The 19382-nt window shown below is 43.5% G+C and carries 18 protein-coding genes; 9 read left to right on the top strand and 9 right to left on the bottom strand.

All coding sequences use genetic code 11. From position 1 onward, the window contains the following. Positions 1 to 11: 11 nt before the first annotated feature. Positions 12 to 1361 carry a TolC family protein gene (locus MB380_RS12340; protein WP_253522777.1) on the top strand — a complete coding sequence of 450 codons (1350 nt, stop codon included), beginning with the start codon at positions 12 to 14 and terminating at the stop codon, positions 1359 to 1361. Between the two features lie 246 nt (positions 1362 to 1607). On the opposite strand, the gene MB380_RS12335 is transcribed toward MB380_RS12340, so the two are convergent. The 3 genes from MB380_RS12335 to MB380_RS21900 all read right to left on the bottom strand — a co-directional run bounded on the left by MB380_RS12335 (position 1608) and on the right by MB380_RS21900 (position 4105). Beyond that, complete coding sequence (locus MB380_RS12335) at positions 1608 to 2471, bottom strand: DUF5780 domain-containing protein (protein ID WP_253522774.1); 864 nt, start codon at positions 2469 to 2471, stop codon at positions 1608 to 1610. A gap of 267 nt (positions 2472 to 2738) precedes the next feature. Continuing rightward, positions 2739 to 3206 (bottom strand): MarR family winged helix-turn-helix transcriptional regulator, encoded by a 468-nt coding sequence (locus tag MB380_RS12330; RefSeq protein ID WP_253522771.1) that lies wholly within the window; start codon positions 3204 to 3206, stop codon positions 2739 to 2741. Further along, positions 3203 to 4105 (bottom strand): redoxin domain-containing protein, encoded by a 903-nt coding sequence (locus MB380_RS21900; protein ID WP_309600834.1) that lies wholly within the window; start codon positions 4103 to 4105, stop codon positions 3203 to 3205. The genes MB380_RS12330 and MB380_RS21900 overlap by 4 nt, the downstream gene beginning before the upstream one ends. A 216-nt stretch (positions 4106 to 4321) precedes the next feature. On the opposite strand from MB380_RS21900, the gene lepB reads away from it, so the two are divergent. Continuing rightward, positions 4322 to 5482: a signal peptidase I gene (lepB, locus tag MB380_RS12315; protein ID WP_253522768.1), complete on the top strand. Its 1161-nt coding sequence runs from the start codon at positions 4322 to 4324 to the stop codon at positions 5480 to 5482. A 12-nt stretch (positions 5483 to 5494) separates the two neighbouring features. Here the strand turns inward: lepB and MB380_RS12310 are convergent, their stop codons facing one another. The 4 genes from MB380_RS12310 to MB380_RS12295 form a co-directional block, all read right to left on the bottom strand. After that, positions 5495 to 6796 (bottom strand): DUF4249 domain-containing protein, encoded by a 1302-nt coding sequence (locus MB380_RS12310; RefSeq protein WP_253522765.1) that lies wholly within the window; start codon positions 6794 to 6796, stop codon positions 5495 to 5497. Then, on the bottom strand, positions 6793 to 8079 hold the full coding sequence (locus MB380_RS12305) for a DUF4249 domain-containing protein (protein ID WP_253522762.1): 1287 nt from the start codon (positions 8077 to 8079) through the stop codon (positions 6793 to 6795). Before MB380_RS12305 ends, MB380_RS12310 begins: the two co-directional genes overlap by 4 nt. A gap of 23 nt (positions 8080 to 8102) precedes the next feature. After that, on the bottom strand, positions 8103 to 10478 hold the full coding sequence (locus MB380_RS12300) for a TonB-dependent receptor (RefSeq protein WP_253522760.1): 2376 nt from the start codon (positions 10476 to 10478) through the stop codon (positions 8103 to 8105). A 249-nt stretch (positions 10479 to 10727) separates the two neighbouring features. Next, entirely contained in the window at positions 10728 to 11177 is a 450-nt protein-coding gene (locus tag MB380_RS12295) for a hypothetical protein (RefSeq protein ID WP_253522757.1), read from the bottom strand. 363 nt (positions 11178 to 11540) lie between these two features. Between MB380_RS12295 and MB380_RS12290 the strand changes: the two genes are divergently transcribed. From MB380_RS12290 to MB380_RS12275, 4 genes are all read left to right on the top strand, one after another. After that, complete coding sequence (locus MB380_RS12290) at positions 11541 to 12440, top strand: AraC family transcriptional regulator (RefSeq protein ID WP_253522756.1); 900 nt, start codon at positions 11541 to 11543, stop codon at positions 12438 to 12440. Positions 12441 to 12527: 87 nt separating this feature from the next. Then, positions 12528 to 13520: an aldo/keto reductase gene (locus MB380_RS12285; protein ID WP_253522753.1), complete on the top strand. Its 993-nt coding sequence runs from the start codon at positions 12528 to 12530 to the stop codon at positions 13518 to 13520. 270 nt (positions 13521 to 13790) lie between these two features. Then, positions 13791 to 14777: an aldo/keto reductase gene (locus MB380_RS12280; RefSeq protein ID WP_253535575.1), complete on the top strand. Its 987-nt coding sequence runs from the start codon at positions 13791 to 13793 to the stop codon at positions 14775 to 14777. Between the two features lie 303 nt (positions 14778 to 15080). After that, positions 15081 to 15512, top strand: coding sequence for a DUF4265 domain-containing protein (locus MB380_RS12275; RefSeq protein ID WP_253522751.1), 432 nt, complete (start codon positions 15081 to 15083; stop codon positions 15510 to 15512). 287 nt (positions 15513 to 15799) lie between these two features. Here MB380_RS12275 and MB380_RS12270 read toward each other — a convergent pair whose 3' ends face one another. Continuing rightward, positions 15800 to 16267 carry a VCBS repeat-containing protein gene (locus MB380_RS12270; RefSeq protein ID WP_253522748.1) on the bottom strand — a complete coding sequence of 156 codons (468 nt, stop codon included), beginning with the start codon at positions 16265 to 16267 and terminating at the stop codon, positions 15800 to 15802. 140 nt (positions 16268 to 16407) lie between these two features. On the opposite strand from MB380_RS12270, the gene MB380_RS12265 reads away from it, so the two are divergent. From MB380_RS12265 to MB380_RS12255, 3 genes are all read left to right on the top strand, one after another. Next, the gene (locus MB380_RS12265) at positions 16408 to 16773 is read left to right on the top strand and encodes a hypothetical protein (protein ID WP_253522745.1); all 366 of its coding nucleotides are present in this window, start codon (positions 16408 to 16410) and stop codon (positions 16771 to 16773) included. Between the two features lie 74 nt (positions 16774 to 16847). Further along, positions 16848 to 17717, top strand: a complete 870-nt coding sequence (locus MB380_RS12260; protein ID WP_253522743.1) for a hypothetical protein — start codon at positions 16848 to 16850, stop codon at positions 17715 to 17717. Positions 17718 to 18083: 366 nt separating this feature from the next. Then, the gene (locus MB380_RS12255; protein WP_253522741.1) at positions 18084 to 18380 is read left to right on the top strand and encodes a hypothetical protein; all 297 of its coding nucleotides are present in this window, start codon (positions 18084 to 18086) and stop codon (positions 18378 to 18380) included. A gap of 258 nt (positions 18381 to 18638) precedes the next feature. Here the strand turns inward: MB380_RS12255 and MB380_RS12250 are convergent, their stop codons facing one another. Continuing rightward, entirely contained in the window at positions 18639 to 19337 is a 699-nt protein-coding gene (locus MB380_RS12250; protein ID WP_253522739.1) for an NrtR DNA-binding winged helix domain-containing protein, read from the bottom strand. Positions 19338 to 19382: the final 45 nt, after the last annotated feature.

Below are 19382 nucleotides of genomic sequence, written 5' to 3'. Positions count from 1 at the left end.
AAATCTGAAACATGAGACATATAACCCTCTTATTGGCTGCTGTGTGTGTATCGGCAGCAGCCTTTAGCCAAACCACGCTTACCCTTGAGCAAAGCCAGGCGCTTGCCCTGAAAAACAACAAGGCGTATAAAAACACAGCACTTGAAATTGAAGCAGCCAGAGAAATACAGCAGAATGCTTACACCAATTATTTTCCGAAGGTAAGCGCCAACGTATTTGGCATGCAGGCCATAGACCCGCTCGTAAAATTCAAGATGGATGGCGGCAACCTGCCTGTGTATGACGGCAACCCGGCCAACCTGGCCAGTGCCACACAGTTTGCGTATTTTCCGGGTATGGACCTGCGCATGATGCAGCGCACAGCAGCCGGAGTGCTGAATATTGCCCAGCCATTGTATACCGGCGGGCGGCTTACAACCGGCAACCAGCTGGCTGCGCTTAATGTAGATGTAAAAGAAAAACAACAACAGCTAAGCGAAAACGATGTGCTGTTGAAAGTTGAACAGCAATACTGGCAGTTAATATCGTTACAGGAAAAACAAAAAACGCTCGAAAAATATGAGGTGTTGCTGAATGATGTGCGCAGGCAGGTAGACGATGCCCACAAAGCCGGGTTAATTATTAAAAACGATGTGCTGAAAGTGCAGATTAAACAAAGTGAGCTGGCGGCCAACAAAAACAAACTGCAAAACGGCAAAAAACTGGCAACCATGCAGTTTTGCCAGACCATCGGCATTGAATATGACAGCACCCTGGCATTGCAGGAAACCCCCGACATAAGCCGGAACCCGATGGCCTATTATGTGAATCATGGCGGGGCTTTAACCAACCGCACTGAATATAAACTACTGGAGAAATCGGTAGAAGCGGCGCAACTGCAAACCAAAATGAAAAAAGGAGAGTATATGCCAACTGCCGCACTGGGGCTGGCGGGTTACCATCTTAATTTTCTGGAAAGTGGCACCAAGAATTTTACCAACGGGCTGGCGTATGTCTCGGTATCTGTTCCGATATCTGACTGGTGGGGTGGGTCTCACAGTATCAAAGAGTCTAAAATAAAAGAGGAGATAACCGCCAACAGCTTTGAGGATACCAAGGGCCTGCTGACACTACAAATGGAAAAGGCCTGGACAGACCTGAACGAAGCATGGAAGCAGATAGCCATTATTAAACAAACGGCCATTCAGGCGGAAGAAAACCTGAAAGTGAGCCAGTCGGGTTATGCCAGTGGTTTGGTAACACTGTCTGACCTGCTGGAAGCACAGGCACTGGTAACAGAAACCGCCAATAAACTGACAGAAGCACAAACACAGTACAAACTGGCCGTTACAACTTACCTTCAGGTAACCGGCCGGAAATAAAATAGGGAATAACCCAAAAAAACTGCCACATGAGGGCGGCCGCAAGGATAGAGCAAAGAATAGTGAGGCGGCCGCCATTCAGGTGGTAAATGTATGGCACAAATGGTTTGTTTTCTTGCCGATGGAACAAGCCTGATTTTTAATTGCCGGAATGATAATGGAAGCGAACTAATCTGATAAACAAAAAAACTCCTTCATTTCTGAAAGCGCATTTGGTGGTGGTAAGGCGGTTGCTGAAGCCTTGGGTTAATAACTTTTCACCGTTATAGCCTTAGTGGGTTTCCAGGTTTTTCCGTCTGTAAAACGAACCGAAACCAGCGACACCACTATTCTTGTGGCGTTGTCGTGGCCTTCTAAAATCCAGTTACCTAAAACATTAGCCTGGCCCGGCGCCAGCTTTACTTGGTAAACTCCTCTGAAACGGTTGTTTTTGCGAACCGGGTGATTTACCGGCCGGTTGTAGCCATCATAACAGGCAATGGTTACTTCGTAGCGGTCTATGGTTTCAGTGCTTAAGTTTGAAACCACCACACTGGCTTCGGGCGTGCTTACTGAATTATACTTGAGGTCAACTGAATTAATGGCCAGCGGCGGGTCATTTACTTTTTGCTTTGCGTTTTGCTTAGTATTTTTTTCTTCTTTCCGGCCGTTTGCAATTTGGGCATTCTGCGCTTTTATGGCTTCAATCCGTTTGGCCAGTTCTTCATTGGTCCGCAAAAAATAGGCGTCAATATAGCCGGTTTTGCCTTTATGTATGGCCTGCACGTAGTCGTTGCCATCATTAAAATCTTTTTTATAGCCAACTACCGAAATTTCAGAGTTCGGCGGAATTTTATACATCATTTCCATGGGCTTATTGAAGCGGTCGTTCCAGAAAACAATTTCGTCGCGGTTAGTAATAGTTATTTTCCCGAAACGCACGGGCGGTTCCAATGCCCTTACCAAACCAAGCCTTTGCTCGGTGGCCGATATCTGGCTCTGGAGCGCTTTCAGACTTTGTTCCTGATTCTGCCGCAACTGTTTCAGGCTGTCCAGCCTTTTCTTAAGTACTACGCCACTTTGAGCAAACCCACTCAAACTCAACAATAAAAAAAACAGCAATTTTTGCATATATATTCATTTACCTGGCTTTTATTAAATAAAACAAAGAAAAATGTTTTGTGTACAGGTTTTACTCCAATCTACCCATAATAACTGGCATTATGCGCCAATTGATACATTATATTACTGTTGCCCAACGCTCAGCACCAAAAAAAGCGCCCTTAAACAAGAGCGCTTTTAAACCTTACCCAAACTAATATCAAAACATTATGTACCTTTTAGCGATTCAATTAATACTAAATATTGCAGAACTGGTAATCGGGCCTTCCGCTAAAATCAGGCAGAGGTTAACTTAGTATTCAGCTGCCCCAATAGCTTATTGAGCGTTTTATGAAAACCCGCAATTTCTTCAAGTGCAACAGCATCGTCAGAGAAACTACTCAGTATTTTTTCAGGTATCAGCACCGCTTTTTCTTTAAGCTGTTCGCCTTTTTCGGTGAGTGAAACCACCACTTTGCGTTCGTCTTCGCTTGAGCGTTTTCTTACCACCAGTTCTTTTTGTTGCAGCCGTTTAAGCAAAGGCGTTAAGGTGTTAGATTCCAGATACAGCCTGGCTCCAATTTCGGTTACTGTCAGGTTATTGTGTTGCCATAGCACCAGTAAAACCAGGTATTGGGGGTAGGTTATATCAAGTTCGCTCAAAACCGGCTCATACAATTGGGTGGTGAGCCTTGAAGCCGCATACAGCGGAAAACAAAGCTGTTTGTCCAGATAAAGCGCCGTAAAATCTTGTTCGGTTTTCATAACATTTGCTGTATGTAGGCTTCCATGTCTTCAGGCTTGGTGGTGGGCGCATATCTTTTTACAGCCTTACCGTTTTTGTCAACCACAAATTTGGTAAAGTTCCATTTGATGTCATCAACCAGCAAACCACCTTGCTCGGCTTTCAGGTAATCAAATATCGGGTGGGCGTTCGGGCCGTTTACATCAATTTTTTCGAACATCGGAAAGCTCACACCGTAGTTTAACTGGCAAAACTCTTCAATATCTTTTGAGCTGCCAGCCTCCTGATTGGCAAACTGGTTACACGGAAAACCCAGCACTACCAGCCCCTTGTCTTTATTGGCCTGGTATAGTTTTTCAAGGCCTTCGTATTGCGGGGTAAGGCCGCATTTGCTGGCTGTATTCACCACCACTACGGTTTTGCCCTTAAACTGGCTCATAGAAACGGGCTTGCCCGAAAGCGCTTTGGCTTCAAAATCATAAAAACTCTTAGCTGCTCTGTCTGCTTTTTTGCTGAACAAAAGTTTTAAACCGCCTGTTGACCACAAGGCCCAAAGTACCAAAACCGGCTGAAAAAATAAGCGGATTAACCGTTTCTGGTCGGTATCAAGGCCAAAGGCATCAATTCCGTTGGTGTATTGAGATATATTACCCGGAAAAATAAGGATGTAAAAAATGGCCAGTGCGATACCCACTTTGGCACGGTGCTTAACCAGAAATATCATAGAAAGCCCCAGGGCTATTTCAACCAAACCGGAAGAAAGCACCACGAAGTCCATAAATGCGGGGTTAGTGGGCAACCAGCGGGGCACCTGTGCCAGAAACTCCTGCCTTTGAAAAGTAAGATGGCCAATACCTGCCAGGGTCATCAATGCACCCAACAGAATTCTGAACAGGTTTTGTATGCGTGAAGTTTTCATTTATTTAAAATTTAGTCGTTTAAAATTAAATCGCTTGCGATGTAAATTTAGTAAATAAAGTTTACCCGGCACCAACTTTTTGAAAATTTAATGTGGCAGAGCTAAAAAATCAATGCTGCCAATAGGCTGTGTAGGGGGTAGGTAAAAAAATAAAGATGGCAAATAAACCACCGCGAGGTTTTCAGGTCAAAGCAGGGCAATCTTATTTAAAAGCGAATGACCGATAAAACTACCCCTACAAAAACGCCTGATTCTGCCCCTAAAGCCCAAAAAAAGAAATCTGCCCTGCGCGAATGGTTCGATTCCATTTTGTTTGCCGTTGTGGCGGCCTCATTAATACGCTGGCTGATGTTTGAGCCTTACACCATTCCCAGTGGCTCTATGGAAGCCAGCCTGCTGACAGACGATTTTATTTTTGTAAGCAAATTTCATTATGGCACCCGAACACCCAAAACGATTCTACAGGTACCGCTAACGCATCAGAAAATATGGGGTACCGAAATCCCCTCGTTTCTCGACTGGATTCAGCTTCCGCAATTCCGTTTGCCCGGTTTTACGCATGTAAAAAATGGCGATGTGGTAGTTTTTAATTACCCCGGCTGCCCCGAGCGTCCCGATGAGTTTGGCGGTTATGACAAGTACCCGGTTGATTTACGCACCAATTATATTAAACGCTGTATTGGCGTGGCAGGAGACGTGGTGGCCTTGAATGCCGGACAAATAACCATTAACGGCAAGCCTTTTATAAGCCCGGCAACGGTACAGATGGAATATGAAGTTGAAACCAGTGATTTGGTGAACGACAAGGTTTTCAGGAAATACGGCATTACTGAATTCAACCAGTTGGTAAGCCCCGAAAACACCATTGTGTACGATGTAAGAGCCACCGAAAAAGCCATTAAAGATTTGCAGAGCCAGGATTTTGTGAAGCGTACCCAACAGGTATTACTGGCTAAAGGCGATACCAGCAACCGGAATTATGTTACGTTTCCGCATAATACGCGGCTTTTTCCGAATAATCAGGATAACATGGAGGCATTTACAGTACCCAAAAAGGGTATGACGATTGCGCTTACTGAAAAAAACCTGGCTTTCTATAAGGGTATTATTACCACTTTTGATGGTAACGATGATGCCCGCTACGAAAACGGACAAATATTAATAAACGGCAAGCCCATTAGCACTTATACTTTTAAACAGAACTATTATTTTATGATGGGCGATAACCGCCATAGTTCTGACGACTCGCGTTTCTGGGGCTTTGTGCCGGAAGACCACATTGTGGGCAAAGCTGTATTTGTTTGGATGTCGTTCGATAAAAACGGTACTTTCTTCAACAAAGTACGCTGGAAACGCTTGTTCAGTATAATTCATTAAGGCAGCAGCAGCCTATGGGTTATCTACCCAGCCCAGGGGTTTTTCGGGCGTGCGCGAGTCGTTCTTGATACACAAAGCCGTTGGTACTCGCGGTGGGCCGCCAGAGATGAGTATCTTGGCCGCACCACCCGGCCCCGAGCTTGACGGTGAGGGTTCTGGGCTTGGGGCACGGGCCATCAGGGCTTTAAAAAGTCCGGGAGGAACCGCATTGCCTGTATCACGTCGGTCGAGCCAGTATCTGATTATCGAAACATCAGATACCGCAAAATAGCCCACTACTGTTTCTTTTTTATCACGTACATTGCTGATGTTGCCGCGCAGAGCCGTAGGCGGGGTGTCTGTTATGCCGCCATTGTTTTCTGTCTGCTGCTGAAAAAGTCTGAAATACGCATACGCATCTTTGGTGTGCGATAACTGGCGCAATTCAACCAATGCCCCCTGATACTGGTAATACGGTATTTTAGCAACTTTTCTTTGCAAAATCTGTCCGCCATTGGTAAGCCGGTCTTCAAACAGATTTAGGGTGGGGCTATAAAATATCTGCCAGCATTGGGTGCGGCACTGGTAGTCGTAGGTCCATTCGGTAGTCGGAATGGGTGGCATTTCCCAGTCGCTATCCCAGGTGTATTTTGGACTGAAACAATCTTCAAACGGTTCGTTGCCCGACACAAAGTACTGTTTGTTGAGGTAAACCCCCGACAATATTTTATTAACCGCATAAACGCCTCTCACACAGCTTTTGCACCATTCCTGTTTTTCATAAAGCACCCACTCCCAGCTATAAAAATTGCGTTGGTTGGCAGGGTCTTGGGTATCCACATACAGTTCATGAAAACCGTTAAAACCTATACCGTTTATGGCGGCGGCAGTAGGGTTAAATGTGGCATTCACGTTTTTCATTGGTGCAACAGCTTCCAGTTTTTCCGGCTCCGACGCATACTCGGCACCGTCAGTAAGTCTGAATTTTAACTGATAAGTCTTTCCGGTCTGCCCCCTGAAATACTCCGGCAGCGCATAATAGCCCGGCCGGTTTTTATCTTCTGTATAGGTTACCGTTTCTGAGCCATCAACCAGCAGTTGCACTGTTGCACCGGTAAGCGGCAAAGATACCAAACCTGACAGTGCATCGGTTTTGGCACGGAATAGCTTCAATGTTTGCGACTCGTCGGCGGTGGTCAGGCGGCCTTCAACAATAATGGCATTCAGATTATTGTTTACATTAAACGCTATCTGCTCTACACAGCCTGCCGCCACCAGTAAAACTACCAGTATTAAAGCTGATGGTAAGAATAAACCTTGTTTTTGAGGTTTCATTTTTTTGTTGGTGTGCATTTAGTTGGTTCTGGTTCGTCTATCCACCCGAGGGGTCTTTTTCCGGTACTATGTCTGGTTTCCAGACAGGTGGCCCTGGGTACTCTGGGTGGGCCATCCCAAATAAGCATAAGGGCTACTTCAGGCGGTTCGGGTTCTGCATTAGGTTTCCGCTGGTTTAAAATCTCAAACAAACCTGGCGGCACCAGGTCGCCGGTATCTTTCCGGTCTACAAAGTGCCGTAAATGTATGGCTGCCGACGCCGCAAAATACCCTACTACCACCTCACGGTCGTTGGCAATATTTCTGATGTTGCCTTTCAGTGCCGTAGGTGGCGTGCTGGCAATGCCGCCAGCGTTTTCGGTTTGTTCCTGAAAGTGCTTAAAATACCTGAACGCCTCTTTGGTTAAAGAAAACTGCCTGATTTCTATCAATGCCCCCGTGCATTGGTAATAGGGCATCCGGGCAATTTTGCGTTCTATAATCCGGCCGCCGTTGGTGAGGCGGTCTTCAAACAGATTCATGGTTTCGCTGTTAAAAATTTCCCAGCAGCCCTCGCGGCATTCGTAATCATATATCCAGGGCTTGCTTACAAAGGCAGGCGCTCCGGGCTTGCGTTCGGCAGGCTGGGTAAAACAGTTTTCATAAGGTTTACTGCCGGACTGATAAAACCTGTTAAACGGGTATTGCCCAGGTATAACTTCATTTACGGCATAAATGCCGTTTTCGCAGGTGCGGCACCATTGTTTCTTTTCATAGATGGTGTATTCCCAGCTATAAAAGTTTTCCTGGTCGGCGGGGTCCTGCACATCCACGTATATAGAATGCACTCCCTTATAGCCTTCGGGCTTGTCAAAAGGCTCATAGGCATTATACTTAATATGTAGTTCGGCAATGTCTGGCACTGCGGGCATTATTTCTATGGTCGACTCATACCTGCCTCCGTCGGCCAGCTCAAATTTTAGCTGATAAGCAGCTCCGGTTCTGGCCTTAAAACTGGCTGGTAAATAATAGGCGCCGGCTTCTTTTTCGGTCATGGGTATTACTTCTGTGTTATTCACCACCAGTTCAACCCTGGCTTTTTCTACTACTATAATACCAGCGCGCCCGTTTTGCACTTTAGACCGATGAATCTTTACCATTTGCTCGCCCGGGCCGTTGGTTACCCTGCCTTCTACCGAAAGCACATCCACTTTATAGGCGGCATCATATTCAATCTGGTCTATGCAGCTCAGCCCTGCCAGCATTAACACTATAAAACAAAATATTTTCCTGATACCCCGCACCTGAATCTGATGGTTTTGAAAGTTTACTTAAACTGAAAATTGTATGATAACGACGGAATTGGCGTGGCAAAAATAGCCAGCCTGTAAGGGTTAGGCTCAGAGCCGCTGAAATAAATAGAATAGGCATTTTTGCGCCCATACAGGTTATAAACCGTAAATGCCCAATGCCCCTGCCAGCGTCTGTTTTTCATGCTTGGGTTGTAGATGTTCCAGGCAAAATCAAGCCGGTGGTAGTCGGGCAGGCGGGCCTGGTTCCGTTCGCCATAATATGGGTAGAGGCGGTCGCGGTAATACACCTGCCCTTCCGGAGCAGTAAATGGCCTGCCGGTGCTGTAAACAAAATTAAAAGAAAAACTGTGGTATTTACCCTGGTTGATATTGATGCTCAGATTCAGGCTATGGGGGCGGTCATAATTAGCCCTGTACCATTCGCCGTTATTAATCTGCTGGCTGAAATCAACGCTGCCATCTACCCGGTTCAGCGTGCGCGCATAGGTGTAATTGAGCCAGCCCGTCAGTTCTCCTTTTTTCTTGCTCAGCATCATTTCTAAACCGTATGCTTTGCTTTTGCCGGGCAGCAACTGGGTTTCCGGATACGGCTGCAGCATAAAATCGGCCCCTGATTTGTAATCCAGTGTATGGCTGGTGGTTCTCCAGTAGGCTTCTGCCGACACCTCAAATGTGTTTCCTTTCAGGTTACGTAGCCAGCCAATGGTAAACAACTGGCTTATCTGCGGTTTAATGTTGGCGTCGCTGGTTTTCCAGCGTGCGGTTGGCAAAGGCGTAGTGGTATTGGTAATGGCCTGCATATACTGGCGCATCATATTATACCCTATTTTGATTGACATATCGGGGCTGATGGCATACCTGATACCCAGCCGTGGCTCAAACCCGCCATAGGCTTTGCTTACTTTCCATGCGCCATAACTTACCGAATCTATAATGCTGCTCTCGCTCATGGTTTCTCCGGCCGCATATTGCCTTACCACACGCGGCCCCAGATTCATAAAGTAAGAATAACGCAAGCCAGCCGATACCGCCAGTTTATCAGAGAAACTCCTCTCGTGGTCGGCATAAATGGCGGTTTCCAGCGCGTTTTCGTCCGGAGTTTTCACATACGCTATGTTCACGCTGCCGCCCGGCATCAGTTCTCCGGGGTTTAGGCCATAATGTATGGCGCTGACACCGATTTCTGTTTTGGCGTTATCTGTCTGGTAATTCAGGTTAGACTTCAGTTGTTTGTACCTGATTTCCTGCCGCAAGGTTACTTCACTACCGGTGCCTGATTCAACCGACAGGATATCCGGCCTGTAACCGGCCGAAACGGCGGTGGTTTGTAAATTGAGTTTAGGCGTAAGTGCACTGAACCACTGCACCATGCCGTTCAGGGTCTGGTGCCGGTATTGGGTGTTTACAGAATTGATGTCGGCCAGCCCCCCAATGAGATTGGTCTGAAAAATGTCTTTGCTGAAATAGGCACTGGCTGTCATGGTATTTTTCTGGTCTATCCGCCAGAATAGCTTGCCTACCAGGTCGCCGAAATTGGCCTTGATGCTATCCAGTTTTTTTGAGATAATGGGCAGAACAGAAGAATTGAACGACCCCCTTGCCGAAACTATCAGTCCGAGTTTGCCTTTTATCAGCGGAATATCGGCCGTTAATTTGTTAGACACCAGGCTGATACCCCCCGATATAGAAAACTGCGTAAGGTTGGGGTTTTTTAATGAAATATCCAGTACTGACGCCGCCCGCCCGCCATAACGCGCCGGAACGTTGCCTTTGTATAAATCCAGCCCCCGCACGGCATCAGCCGGAAACACCGAAAACAACCCGAACATGTGTGTGGGGTTAAAGATGGGCATTTCGTCCATCAGTATCAGGCTCTGGTCTGTATTACCCCCTCTGATGTTGATACCGTTGGCGGCCTCGCCCACACTGGTAACACCGGGCAGCAGTTGCAGGCTTCTGAGAATATCAACCTCGCCCAGCGCTGCGGGCATCCGTTCTATGGTTTTAATATTAATGCGGCTTACACCCAGCAGAGGCTCGCGCACGGTGCGGTCGTAGCCTTTGTCAGACACCACCACTTCTTCCAGTTGCGCCGACACACTTTGCAGCCTGATGTCAAGATTGACATTCTGCCCTCCTGAAATGTTCACCCGGTACGGTAAATAACCTACATGGCGCACAATAAGCACGTGCTGCCCCGGCGGAAGAAGCAAACTGAATTTCCCTTCTGTGTCGGTATAAGTGCCTCTTAAAATCTTTTCGTAGTCAAGCACCACGGCGGCTTTTTGTAGCGGAGCATTATCAACCGAGTCGCGTACGGTTCCGGAAAGTATCTGGGCTTTTAATGGCAGACTTAGGATTATCAGAAAAAGTAAAGGTAATGGCTTCATAAGGGTTAGAACCTGAATTTTGTATGCTTTATTTGATGACGTTGCCTGCTGTGCGAATGCTGCCAATTACCGGGGTTATTTCTCTGGGCAGGCAATAAAGAAGGCAACTATTTGATTGAATGGTGTAAATAAGACACAAATATCTGGTGTTCCGGTTTTTCAGGCCAGGTTTTCAGGTACAGGATTAAAGAGATTCGACCTTACCTGATGAACTAATAACACGCGGGCGCAATAATTAAAGATACTATACTATTTGCCCCACGCCGGAACAGGTGTTTTATGGTTGAAGAGTTCGTCTACGTAATAGCTTCTTCTTGCTGTTTTATTGCAGGTGGTGTCGCCGTCGATGGGGTAAATACAAGGTTGGTAGGCGCCATTACCAACGGAGTTCATGATACTAGCCGGAGCCCCATTAGGTAGCACATCGTCTCGGTGCGCGCGGGTCAGAAAACAATGCCCCAACTCATGAAACACCAGTGCCTCGCGGTTTTGCGCAGGCACATTCTGCCAACAGCCGGGGTTAATTACCACCACACGCTGGCCGTTTTTTTTCTGTACAAAATGCCCGCATTCTTCAAAACTCAGGTTGTCAAACCGCATATCCAGATTCATAGCCGGCACATTAACGTTGCGTATCATGGCTTCTTCCAGAAACTTCGTCACATAGGGCTGCAAAACAGCGTCAATACTATAAACCATTGGTTCCGGTTCTTTCTTAGTACACGATAAGCAAAAAATAAGTTGAATTATCAGAAGTTTCTTTTGCATAGTTCAAAGATAAGTAGAAATTAATAAATACCATAATATTAACTGATTGCAGGCGGGCATCTATTTAATTAATAAGCCAGGCAATTTTAAAACCATTGTAATATGGCCATAAAAGGCATTAGATATAATGAAGCATAAGGCTTAAACGCCAAAATAAGATTGAAAATAACAGACCTCATGGTGCCTGCTCTTTCAGGCTTTGTTTGAAATTCGTAAGTTTACATTTGATTTTTGTTTATCGGGAACAGCCCGCACCAGTTAATTTTGCTTTATATCAGCCAAAAATAGAATACGATGGATACCAGCGAGACCATTGAAGAACTTTACAAACGAAAGTTTAATTGGATGCCCGAAAATATCCGGAATGAAATAGGGCATTTCAATATTTTCAGATTGGAACCACTTTCGGATAATGAACCAAGGGAGATTCCTTACAGAAGAAGAGATTTCTATAAAATAATGCTGGTTGTGGGTAACAGCAAGGTTCATTATGCCGACAAAATAATTGAAGTAAAAAAGCAGGCGCTTGCGTTTTCGAATCCGCAGATACCTTATAAATGGGAACATCTCGACAACATACGCGATGGCGCCTATTGCATTTTTAACAAGCACTTCTTCAATCAATTCGGTAATCCAGACCACTACAGGGTATTTCAGCCCGATGGCACCCATGTTTTTGAACTTACTGATGAAGAGGTACTTAAACTGCAAGGCATTTTTGAACGTATGTTTGAAGAACTCAATTCTGAATATATACACAAATACGATGTACTGAGAAACCTGGTTTTTGAACTGATGCACTTTGCCATGAAAATGCAATCAGACAATCTTTCAGCACGGCAACCTGCAAAAGCAGCTCAGCGTATCTCAGCCATGTTTGTTGAGCTTCTTGAACGGCAGTTCCCCATAGAAGAAGCGCATCCAAGAATCAACTTCCGTTCAGCGTCAGACTTCGCCAGTCAGTTAAATGTGCACGTCAATCACCTGAACAGGGCAGTTAAAGAAATAACACAAAAAACCACCTCTCAGCTGATTGCCGAGCGAGTACTGCGCGAAGCCAAAGTGTTGCTGAGGCACAGTAACTGGAATGTTTCTGAAATTGCCGATGCCCTCGGTTTTACTGAGGTAACGCACTTCAATAATTTCTTCAGGAAACACACGGGGCAGAGTCCGGGTAAATTCAGAAATGTTTGATTTTCGTAAGCTATCCTTTGATTTTCGTTATCTTAACAACTCCTGCCAGGTTAATTTTGCATCAGTATATAATAAAACAATATAGCCATGAAAACACGTAAATTAGGCAAGGGAGGTCTTGAAGTATCAGCAATGGGCCTTGGTTGTATGGGAATGAGCTTCGGTTATGGCCCTGCCGGCGAAAAAAGCGAAATGATAAAGGTTATCAGAAGTGCAGCAGAGCAGGGGGTAACCTTTTTTGATACCGCCGAGGTATATGGCCCTTTTGCAAACGAAGAACTGGTTGGCGAAGCGCTTGAGCCATTTAAAGGTAAAGTAGTAATTGCTACCAAGTTTGGTTTTAATATAGACCGTGTACAGCTTAAACATACAGGTCTTAACAGCCGCCCTGAAAACATCAGAAAAGTGGCTGAGGAGTCATTGAAAAGACTTCGGGTTGAAGCAATAGATTTGCTGTATCAGCACAGGGTTGACCCCTCAGTGCCAATTGAAGACGTGGCCGGAACCGTAAAAGATTTAATTGCCGAAGGTAAAGTGAAGTATTTCGGCTTGTCAGAAGCCGGAGCCGCCACTATCAGAAAAGCGCATGCCGTGCAACCGGTTGCAGCGCTGCAAAGTGAGTACTCGCTCTGGACACGCCAGCATGAAACAGAGATTATACCCACAATAGAAGAGCTTGGTATCGGGCTTGTGGCCTTCAGCCCTTTGGGTAAAGGTTTTCTGGCTGGTAAAATAGACGAAACCACCCGGTTTGCCGATGGAGATATCCGCAATGTTTTGCCCCGCTACACCGAAGAAGCCCGCGTGGCCAATAAAGCACTGCTAGACCTGCTGCATCAGTTTGCTGAAAAAAGAAATGCTACACAGGCACAAATAGCGCTGGCCTGGGTGCTGGCGCAAAAACCCTGGATAGTACCCATACCCGGCACCACCAAAATTCACCGGCTGACAGAGAATAATGGCGCAGCAGCCATTTTATTAACTGAAAGCGAGCTGGCTGAGATTGAGGCTGCATCGGCACAAATAAAAGTAACCGGAGCGCGTTACACCGAAGCCATGGAAAAATCTACAGGCTTATAACAGGTAAACTGTTTTCTCAACAAATAAATCATTCCTGAATGACAGACGTACCCTGTACATCTGGTGGTATTGCCTTGTGTTTGCGTTTATGGCATTAACAAATTACCCCATACTTAAAACGATTGGATTTTTAACAATAAAAAAATGGAAAATCAGAACAGAAGAAACTTTTTAAAAAATGGAATAATTATGGGCGGTACAATGCTGGGTTGGCAGGCTTACGGAAATTCAGAGGTGGCTTCTCAGCGCATCAATGCCGCTGGTTTGAGAATGCGTATTTTAGGAACCGGCAAACATAGTATGCAGGTATCGGCAATGGGCCTGGGCTGCATGGGCATGAGTTACCACAGAAGTTTTGTGCCAGACAGAAAAGCTATGATTGCGCTGATTCGTAAAGCCCCTGAATTGGGCATCAATTTCTTTGATACCGCAGAAGCGTATGGCCCATTGGTAAACGAAGAACTGGTAGGCGAAGCCCTGTATCCTATCAGAAAGCAGGTAATTGTGGCAACCAAATTCGGCTTTAAAGAGGGTAAACCGGGTCTCGGACTCGACAGCCGCCCTGAACGGATAAAACAGGTTGTAGAACACTCGCTGAAAAGTCTCAAAACAGACTATATCGACCTGCTTTACCAGCACCGCGTAGACCCCAACGTACCTATTGAAGATGTGGCAGGCACAGTTAAAGACCTTATTACTGCCGGAAAAGTAAAGCATTTTGGATTGAGCGAAGCAGGCCCTGAAAACATCCGCCGCGCACATGCAGTGCAGCCTGTTACGGCTTTACAAAGTGAGTATTCATTGTTTACAAGGCAGCCCGAAACAGATGTGATTAAAGTTTGCGAAGAACTGGGCATAGGATTTGTACCCTACAGCCCACTTAGCAGGGGCTTATTGACAGGGTATATAAACGAGCGTACAAAATACAACGCTGCCAACGACAACCGCCAAACTTTACCCCGTTATCAGCCCGAAGCCATTATTACCAACTGGCCTTTGATTGACCTGTTGAAAGACTTTGGCGACCAGCGAGGGATTACAGTAGCGCAGGTGGCTCTGGCCTGGTTGCTGGCACAAAAGCAGTTTATAGTACCCATACCCGGCACCACCAAGCAAGCGCATCTGCAAGAAAACGTATGGGCAGCCAGTTATAATTTTGCCCCTGATGAACTGGCACAATTAACAGCCCGGATTAACGAGATAAAAATAGTAGGTGAGCGATATACAGGCCAGTCAGCCGAGCAGGTAAGACGATGAGCTTTAGCCATGCAAAAGCATAATTAAGTATTTTGCTCCGTCTAAAGCCTTAGCCTTTGTACCTTTTTTTAAGTAACATTTATTATATTTGATTTTGTTAGATTTGTTTATTCCGATTTGCAATTGGTTCTTCCTTAACATTTAATTTACTGTAACGCTATAATGTTCTCTCAGAGTCTCCCGCAGGAACGGAGGGGACTCTGAGGCAGCGGCCTTAGAGATTATCAACCAATCTCTTTTACCTTCCTGTGTGTACATTACTTGCAAGATAGAATTGGAATTGCAATAGTCAAAAAATAGAAAATGATAGAAAGTATAAAAGTTAAACTAACATATACGGATTTGGAGGGTAATCTGGCAATAGAAAATGTTTGGGCAGATAAGGAAGGAAACTTCTACAGAATTAAGAATATCCCATTTTTTGCATACAATCTTGCTTACAACGACATTGTGAGTGTTATTTATGAGGAAGAAGAATGGCATTTTGACGAATTCATTGAAGCGTCTGGTCATAGCACGCTTCGCGTTATTATGCTTGAATCAGAAGCAATGAAAAATCTTACATTAAAGTTAGAAGCATTCGGATGTTCATGGGAAGGCAGTCATTTAAGATATTATATTGCAATAGATATTCCGGCTGACATTGAGTATTCACCAATCAAAGAATATTTAAAGAAAGGTGAAGCCGAAAAAAAGTGGAGTTTTGAAGAAGCCTGTTTAGCTCATAGTTCTTAGAGATTTGCACCACTTTTCAGAGTCCCCTCCCTCGCACTCACTCCAACTCACACGGGAGACTCTGAAAAGACAGAAAAATTGCAGGGCAAAAGACTCTATTGAAAGAAAGATTTTGAAATCTGCGAAGGAGATGAGATATTGGCTTGGTTATTTTAAAGGATAGGGTTGAAATTGCTTCATTTCCAATTAGAATCACCTATAATGGCATAGTTACAGGAGTGAATTCAGCCCTTTCAGAATCCCCTTGCTCAACGCCCACAGGAGACTCTGAAAAGGAAAAATTAATGTCAATGTGGAGCAAAGGAACCAACTTCTATTTGAGGGCCTCCAAAACCATCTTTCGTTCCTGGAAGCGCTAATAGCTTATAAGTGCCCGGATTACCAACGCCACGTACATAATCCAAATACCCATCATTATTGACATCAGCTAAAAATGGTTCAGGGCTTAAATAGCCCATATCAAATCCTTTGGGTGTGCTATAACCGTACTCTTGCCATCTTCCGTCCGATTTTCCGAGAGCGAAGGAAAGGTATCTGTCACTTGGGAAATTACCAACAACTCTTCCATAATCCGGAATACCGTCTTTGTTTATGTCACAATAGAATCTAGGAAAAGTTGGATATCCGGCGTCAATTATACCGCTTGGGGTAACGCCTCTATACCAAGCAGAATACATAAATGGGTTAATAGACTTACAGCATTTTTTTACGGTAGTAGCACTAAGCATAACAATAGCGACCATTAGAGTTTTCATAGGACATTAATTAAAGAGTGGTAAGATATTTTAAAATCTGTCTCTAAATTAATCTGCTTTTTTTTGTTACTTTTTTTACTTTATTTAATGGTAACATTCTTTATTTAAAGGTTCCATTTTGTATTTTATCACACTAAAACATGAACATTCCCTATTTCAAATCAGACGTACTAATAAAAGAAATCAGCTTTTTAATAGGGGCAGGGTTTCAGATAATTGAAATAAGAGACGATATTATGGGGACAGTCGTTGAGTATTCTAATGATAATTATAAGATACAATTGGCATTTGACTACAAAGAATACCTTTTCTTTTTCTATATTATTCGTGGAATTGAAACGATTATTATGAATGGTGTAGATTTTACAAACATAAAAGATTTTTGGGATTTAGCCCTAAAAGACTCTCCGGATTATGATCTTAAAAAATTAACACCAAATAGAGATGTTGACATTATGGTCACACTAAAAGAGAATTCAGATTTATTAAAGAACAAAGGCTTATAGATTATATTTAATAATGAGTGGTTTTAGTTCTAAAGTTTAAAACTCAATTTCTATCGGTTCTCAATTGAATTAGTATGAAAAGATATTTCTTAGTCGGGTTAATCTTCTTTTTTGAGGCGAGTAAAGCCTATGCTTGTTCATGCATTGACAAGCCACCGTTCAGTATAATTAATTATCAAAAAAACGATTTGATTTTTGTAGGTACCTGCACAGCCAAAATAATCAAAACTGGCAAAATTTATGCTGTTTTCAGTATAGAAAAAATGTATAAAGGAGAAGCGATTGATAAAAAAGTTGATTTGTATACCACCCAAAATGGTGGTGACTGCGGATTGGATATAACAGTGTCAGAGAGATGGCTGATAGTAGCCAATAAAACTTTAAATGGCTACTACGCGTCACTTTGTGGTTATAGCAGAAAAGTAGTTTATGGTGAAGTAGAAATAGCTAGTCTGAACTTAATTTCGTCATTTGCTCAAAAGCCAGTAGAAAATTACCAATACAATAATAGTGATATATCAATAAATGGCCGACTTGTTTATGGCAAAGAAGAAGGAAAATGGAATTATATCTTTAAGTATAGATATAAGGGCCGGCATGTAGTAAATTTCAAAAACGGATTGGTAGTAAACTGGACAATTTTTGATTTGGAGGGCAATAAAGAAAATTTTATAGAATTTAATAATGGACAATTGCACAAATACTATAGTTTTTCAAAGAATAAAACAAAGAAACTTACCTACGAGATAATCAGGCAAAAGGATGCTATAATTTTGAAAGATTATCAAAGAAAGGAAGAGTTGAAGTTCCTGACTTATCCTGATAAAATAAAAGTCCTGAACAAGGCTAACAAACTCATTAGGGAATACAGTAAAGAATTAATGAGGACAGATATTATCAAACAAATGTTTCATCCTTTTGGAAGAGTAAATTCTTCAACTTGAGTTATTTGAAATTAATAGCTTTGTAAATCCTAATTCAGGATAATTATGTGAATCACAAGAGTAGTAAATACGAATAAAAACGTTTATGATTTTAAAGTATATGAGTTTGACAGCAAAACAACTTCTAGCTATTTTATCAATAGCCTTTCTAAGTTATTCCTGTAATCTTGAAAAAAAGAAAAAAGTATTAATAGGAATTGTTCAAATTGAGATACCCTCAGATTGGACTTTGATAATATTGCCGGCGATAGATTCTAATATTTCAGGTATAGTTACTTCTAAGAAAGATACGGTCATAATGGATTACGGACTATATTCAAATCCCTTTAGTGAAGTAATACAAGTCAGAAGTTTTGAAAGAAAAAAATGTACGATTCTTTAGGTTTTAAATATTCTAAGAGCATAGTTTTTTCTGAAACTCCGGAAATAGACCAAGAACAGGGCTTATACTTAAAAGAGTATTTTTATTATGAAACTATAGACGGGAAAAAAGCAAAATTAGGTTTTCCTAAGATTATAGGAGACGGCAGGTGCCTTTTGCACATACACAATATAAACTATAAAGGATACGGACTTAGCATGTTCGCCGAAGATGTGGATGAAGATACACAAAAAGCTATATTGGAAATGTTTAAATCAATTAGGATTATGGCACCGAAGTGATATCAGGATTACCCCAATGATTCTATGCCGTTGCAAATAAAATCATCTCTAAATTTATAGCCGTAGTAGGGGTTCAAAATTTTGAACCCCTGCCAACCAATACTTTTATATCCAAAATACTTTCAATAAAAAACAACCTATCAAAAGCAGTAGATTCCCTCCACAAATTGTTCCCCATATTCACTAATTCAGCGGAACGCCGCCCGCTCATTCCCCGGAACGCCGGCCGCTAATTCACTAAATCACTAAATCACTAAATCACTCAATTCTCATAAAGCTATACAAAAACGGTGCCTTGTGGGCTTTACCGCTATATTGCTTGTCGTGGCGTTGCAGAATATTGAGGCTTAACATTTTGCGTTGGAAGGTCGTCCGGCGAAGCTTTTCACCCAATATGGCTTCATATACTTTCTGTAATTCGTTCATGGTAAACAACGGCGGCAGCAGGTTTACGCTCACCAGTTTGCGTTCCAGGTTATCGCGCAGGGTTTGCAGGGCTTTGTCTACTATCTGGCGGTGATCCTGCATCAGGGGGGGCAACTCATCAAGCGGATACCACTCACACGAGTCCGACAACGCATCGGGTGTCGGCACTACCTTAGAGTAATCAATCAGCGCATAATAGGCCACAGATATAAACCTGTCGAGCATCCAGTGGTTTTCGGGCAGGTTATGTCCGTTCGCTTCCATGATGGTCTTCATAAAATGCGGTTGATAACGCGCCACATCGCCAAAAGTATAAAACTGCTCCAGATAAATGTTATCAAGGCCGGTTCTTTCTTTCAAACCTCTTCTTACAGCCGCGTTCAGGTCTTCTTTTACACCTACAAACCCACCGGGCAGTGCAAAAAAGCCCGTGTTGTGGTATTCCATAATCAGAATCTTCAGTTTGTCGCCCGAAAATCCGAAAATCACTGAGTCATAGGCTATGTGTGGTAAATATTCTTTGTTTTCCATAGGGTCAGGTATTTTATTCGGCTGCAAATATAAATTTTTTAAAAA

It is taken from the genome of Emticicia sp. 21SJ11W-3, assembly GCF_024138715.1.
Taxonomy (GTDB): domain Bacteria; phylum Bacteroidota; class Bacteroidia; order Cytophagales; family Spirosomataceae; genus Emticicia; species Emticicia fluvialis.
The sequence above is the reverse complement of the archived record's forward strand: the minus strand, read 5'-3'. Positions and strand labels throughout refer to the sequence as shown.

Coding starts and splice junctions, on each gene's coding strand:
- MB380_RS12340 (WP_253522777.1), top strand. CDS start 12: ATGAGACATATAACCCTCTTATTGGCTGCTGTGTGTGTATCGGCAGCA.
- MB380_RS12335 (WP_253522774.1), bottom strand. CDS start 2,471: ATGCAAAAATTGCTGTTTTTTTTATTGTTGAGTTTGAGTGGGTTTGCT.
- MB380_RS12330 (WP_253522771.1), bottom strand. CDS start 3,206: ATGAAAACCGAACAAGATTTTACGGCGCTTTATCTGGACAAACAGCTT.
- MB380_RS21900 (WP_309600834.1), bottom strand. CDS start 4,105: ATGAAAACTTCACGCATACAAAACCTGTTCAGAATTCTGTTGGGTGCA.
- lepB (WP_253522768.1), top strand. CDS start 4,322: ATGACCGATAAAACTACCCCTACAAAAACGCCTGATTCTGCCCCTAAA.
- MB380_RS12310 (WP_253522765.1), bottom strand. CDS start 6,796: ATGAAACCTCAAAAACAAGGTTTATTCTTACCATCAGCTTTAATACTG.
- MB380_RS12300 (WP_253522760.1), bottom strand. CDS start 10,478: ATGAAGCCATTACCTTTACTTTTTCTGATAATCCTAAGTCTGCCATTA.
- MB380_RS12295 (WP_253522757.1), bottom strand. CDS start 11,177: ATGGTTTATAGTATTGACGCTGTTTTGCAGCCCTATGTGACGAAGTTT.
- MB380_RS12290 (WP_253522756.1), top strand. CDS start 11,541: ATGGATACCAGCGAGACCATTGAAGAACTTTACAAACGAAAGTTTAAT.
- MB380_RS12285 (WP_253522753.1), top strand. CDS start 12,528: ATGAAAACACGTAAATTAGGCAAGGGAGGTCTTGAAGTATCAGCAATG.
- MB380_RS12280 (WP_253535575.1), top strand. CDS start 13,791: ATGCGTATTTTAGGAACCGGCAAACATAGTATGCAGGTATCGGCAATG.
- MB380_RS12275 (WP_253522751.1), top strand. CDS start 15,081: ATGATAGAAAGTATAAAAGTTAAACTAACATATACGGATTTGGAGGGT.
- MB380_RS12270 (WP_253522748.1), bottom strand. CDS start 16,267: ATGAAAACTCTAATGGTCGCTATTGTTATGCTTAGTGCTACTACCGTA.
- MB380_RS12265 (WP_253522745.1), top strand. CDS start 16,408: ATGAACATTCCCTATTTCAAATCAGACGTACTAATAAAAGAAATCAGC.
- MB380_RS12260 (WP_253522743.1), top strand. CDS start 16,848: ATGAAAAGATATTTCTTAGTCGGGTTAATCTTCTTTTTTGAGGCGAGT.
- MB380_RS12255 (WP_253522741.1), top strand. CDS start 18,084: ATGTACGATTCTTTAGGTTTTAAATATTCTAAGAGCATAGTTTTTTCT.
- MB380_RS12250 (WP_253522739.1), bottom strand. CDS start 19,337: ATGGAAAACAAAGAATATTTACCACACATAGCCTATGACTCAGTGATT.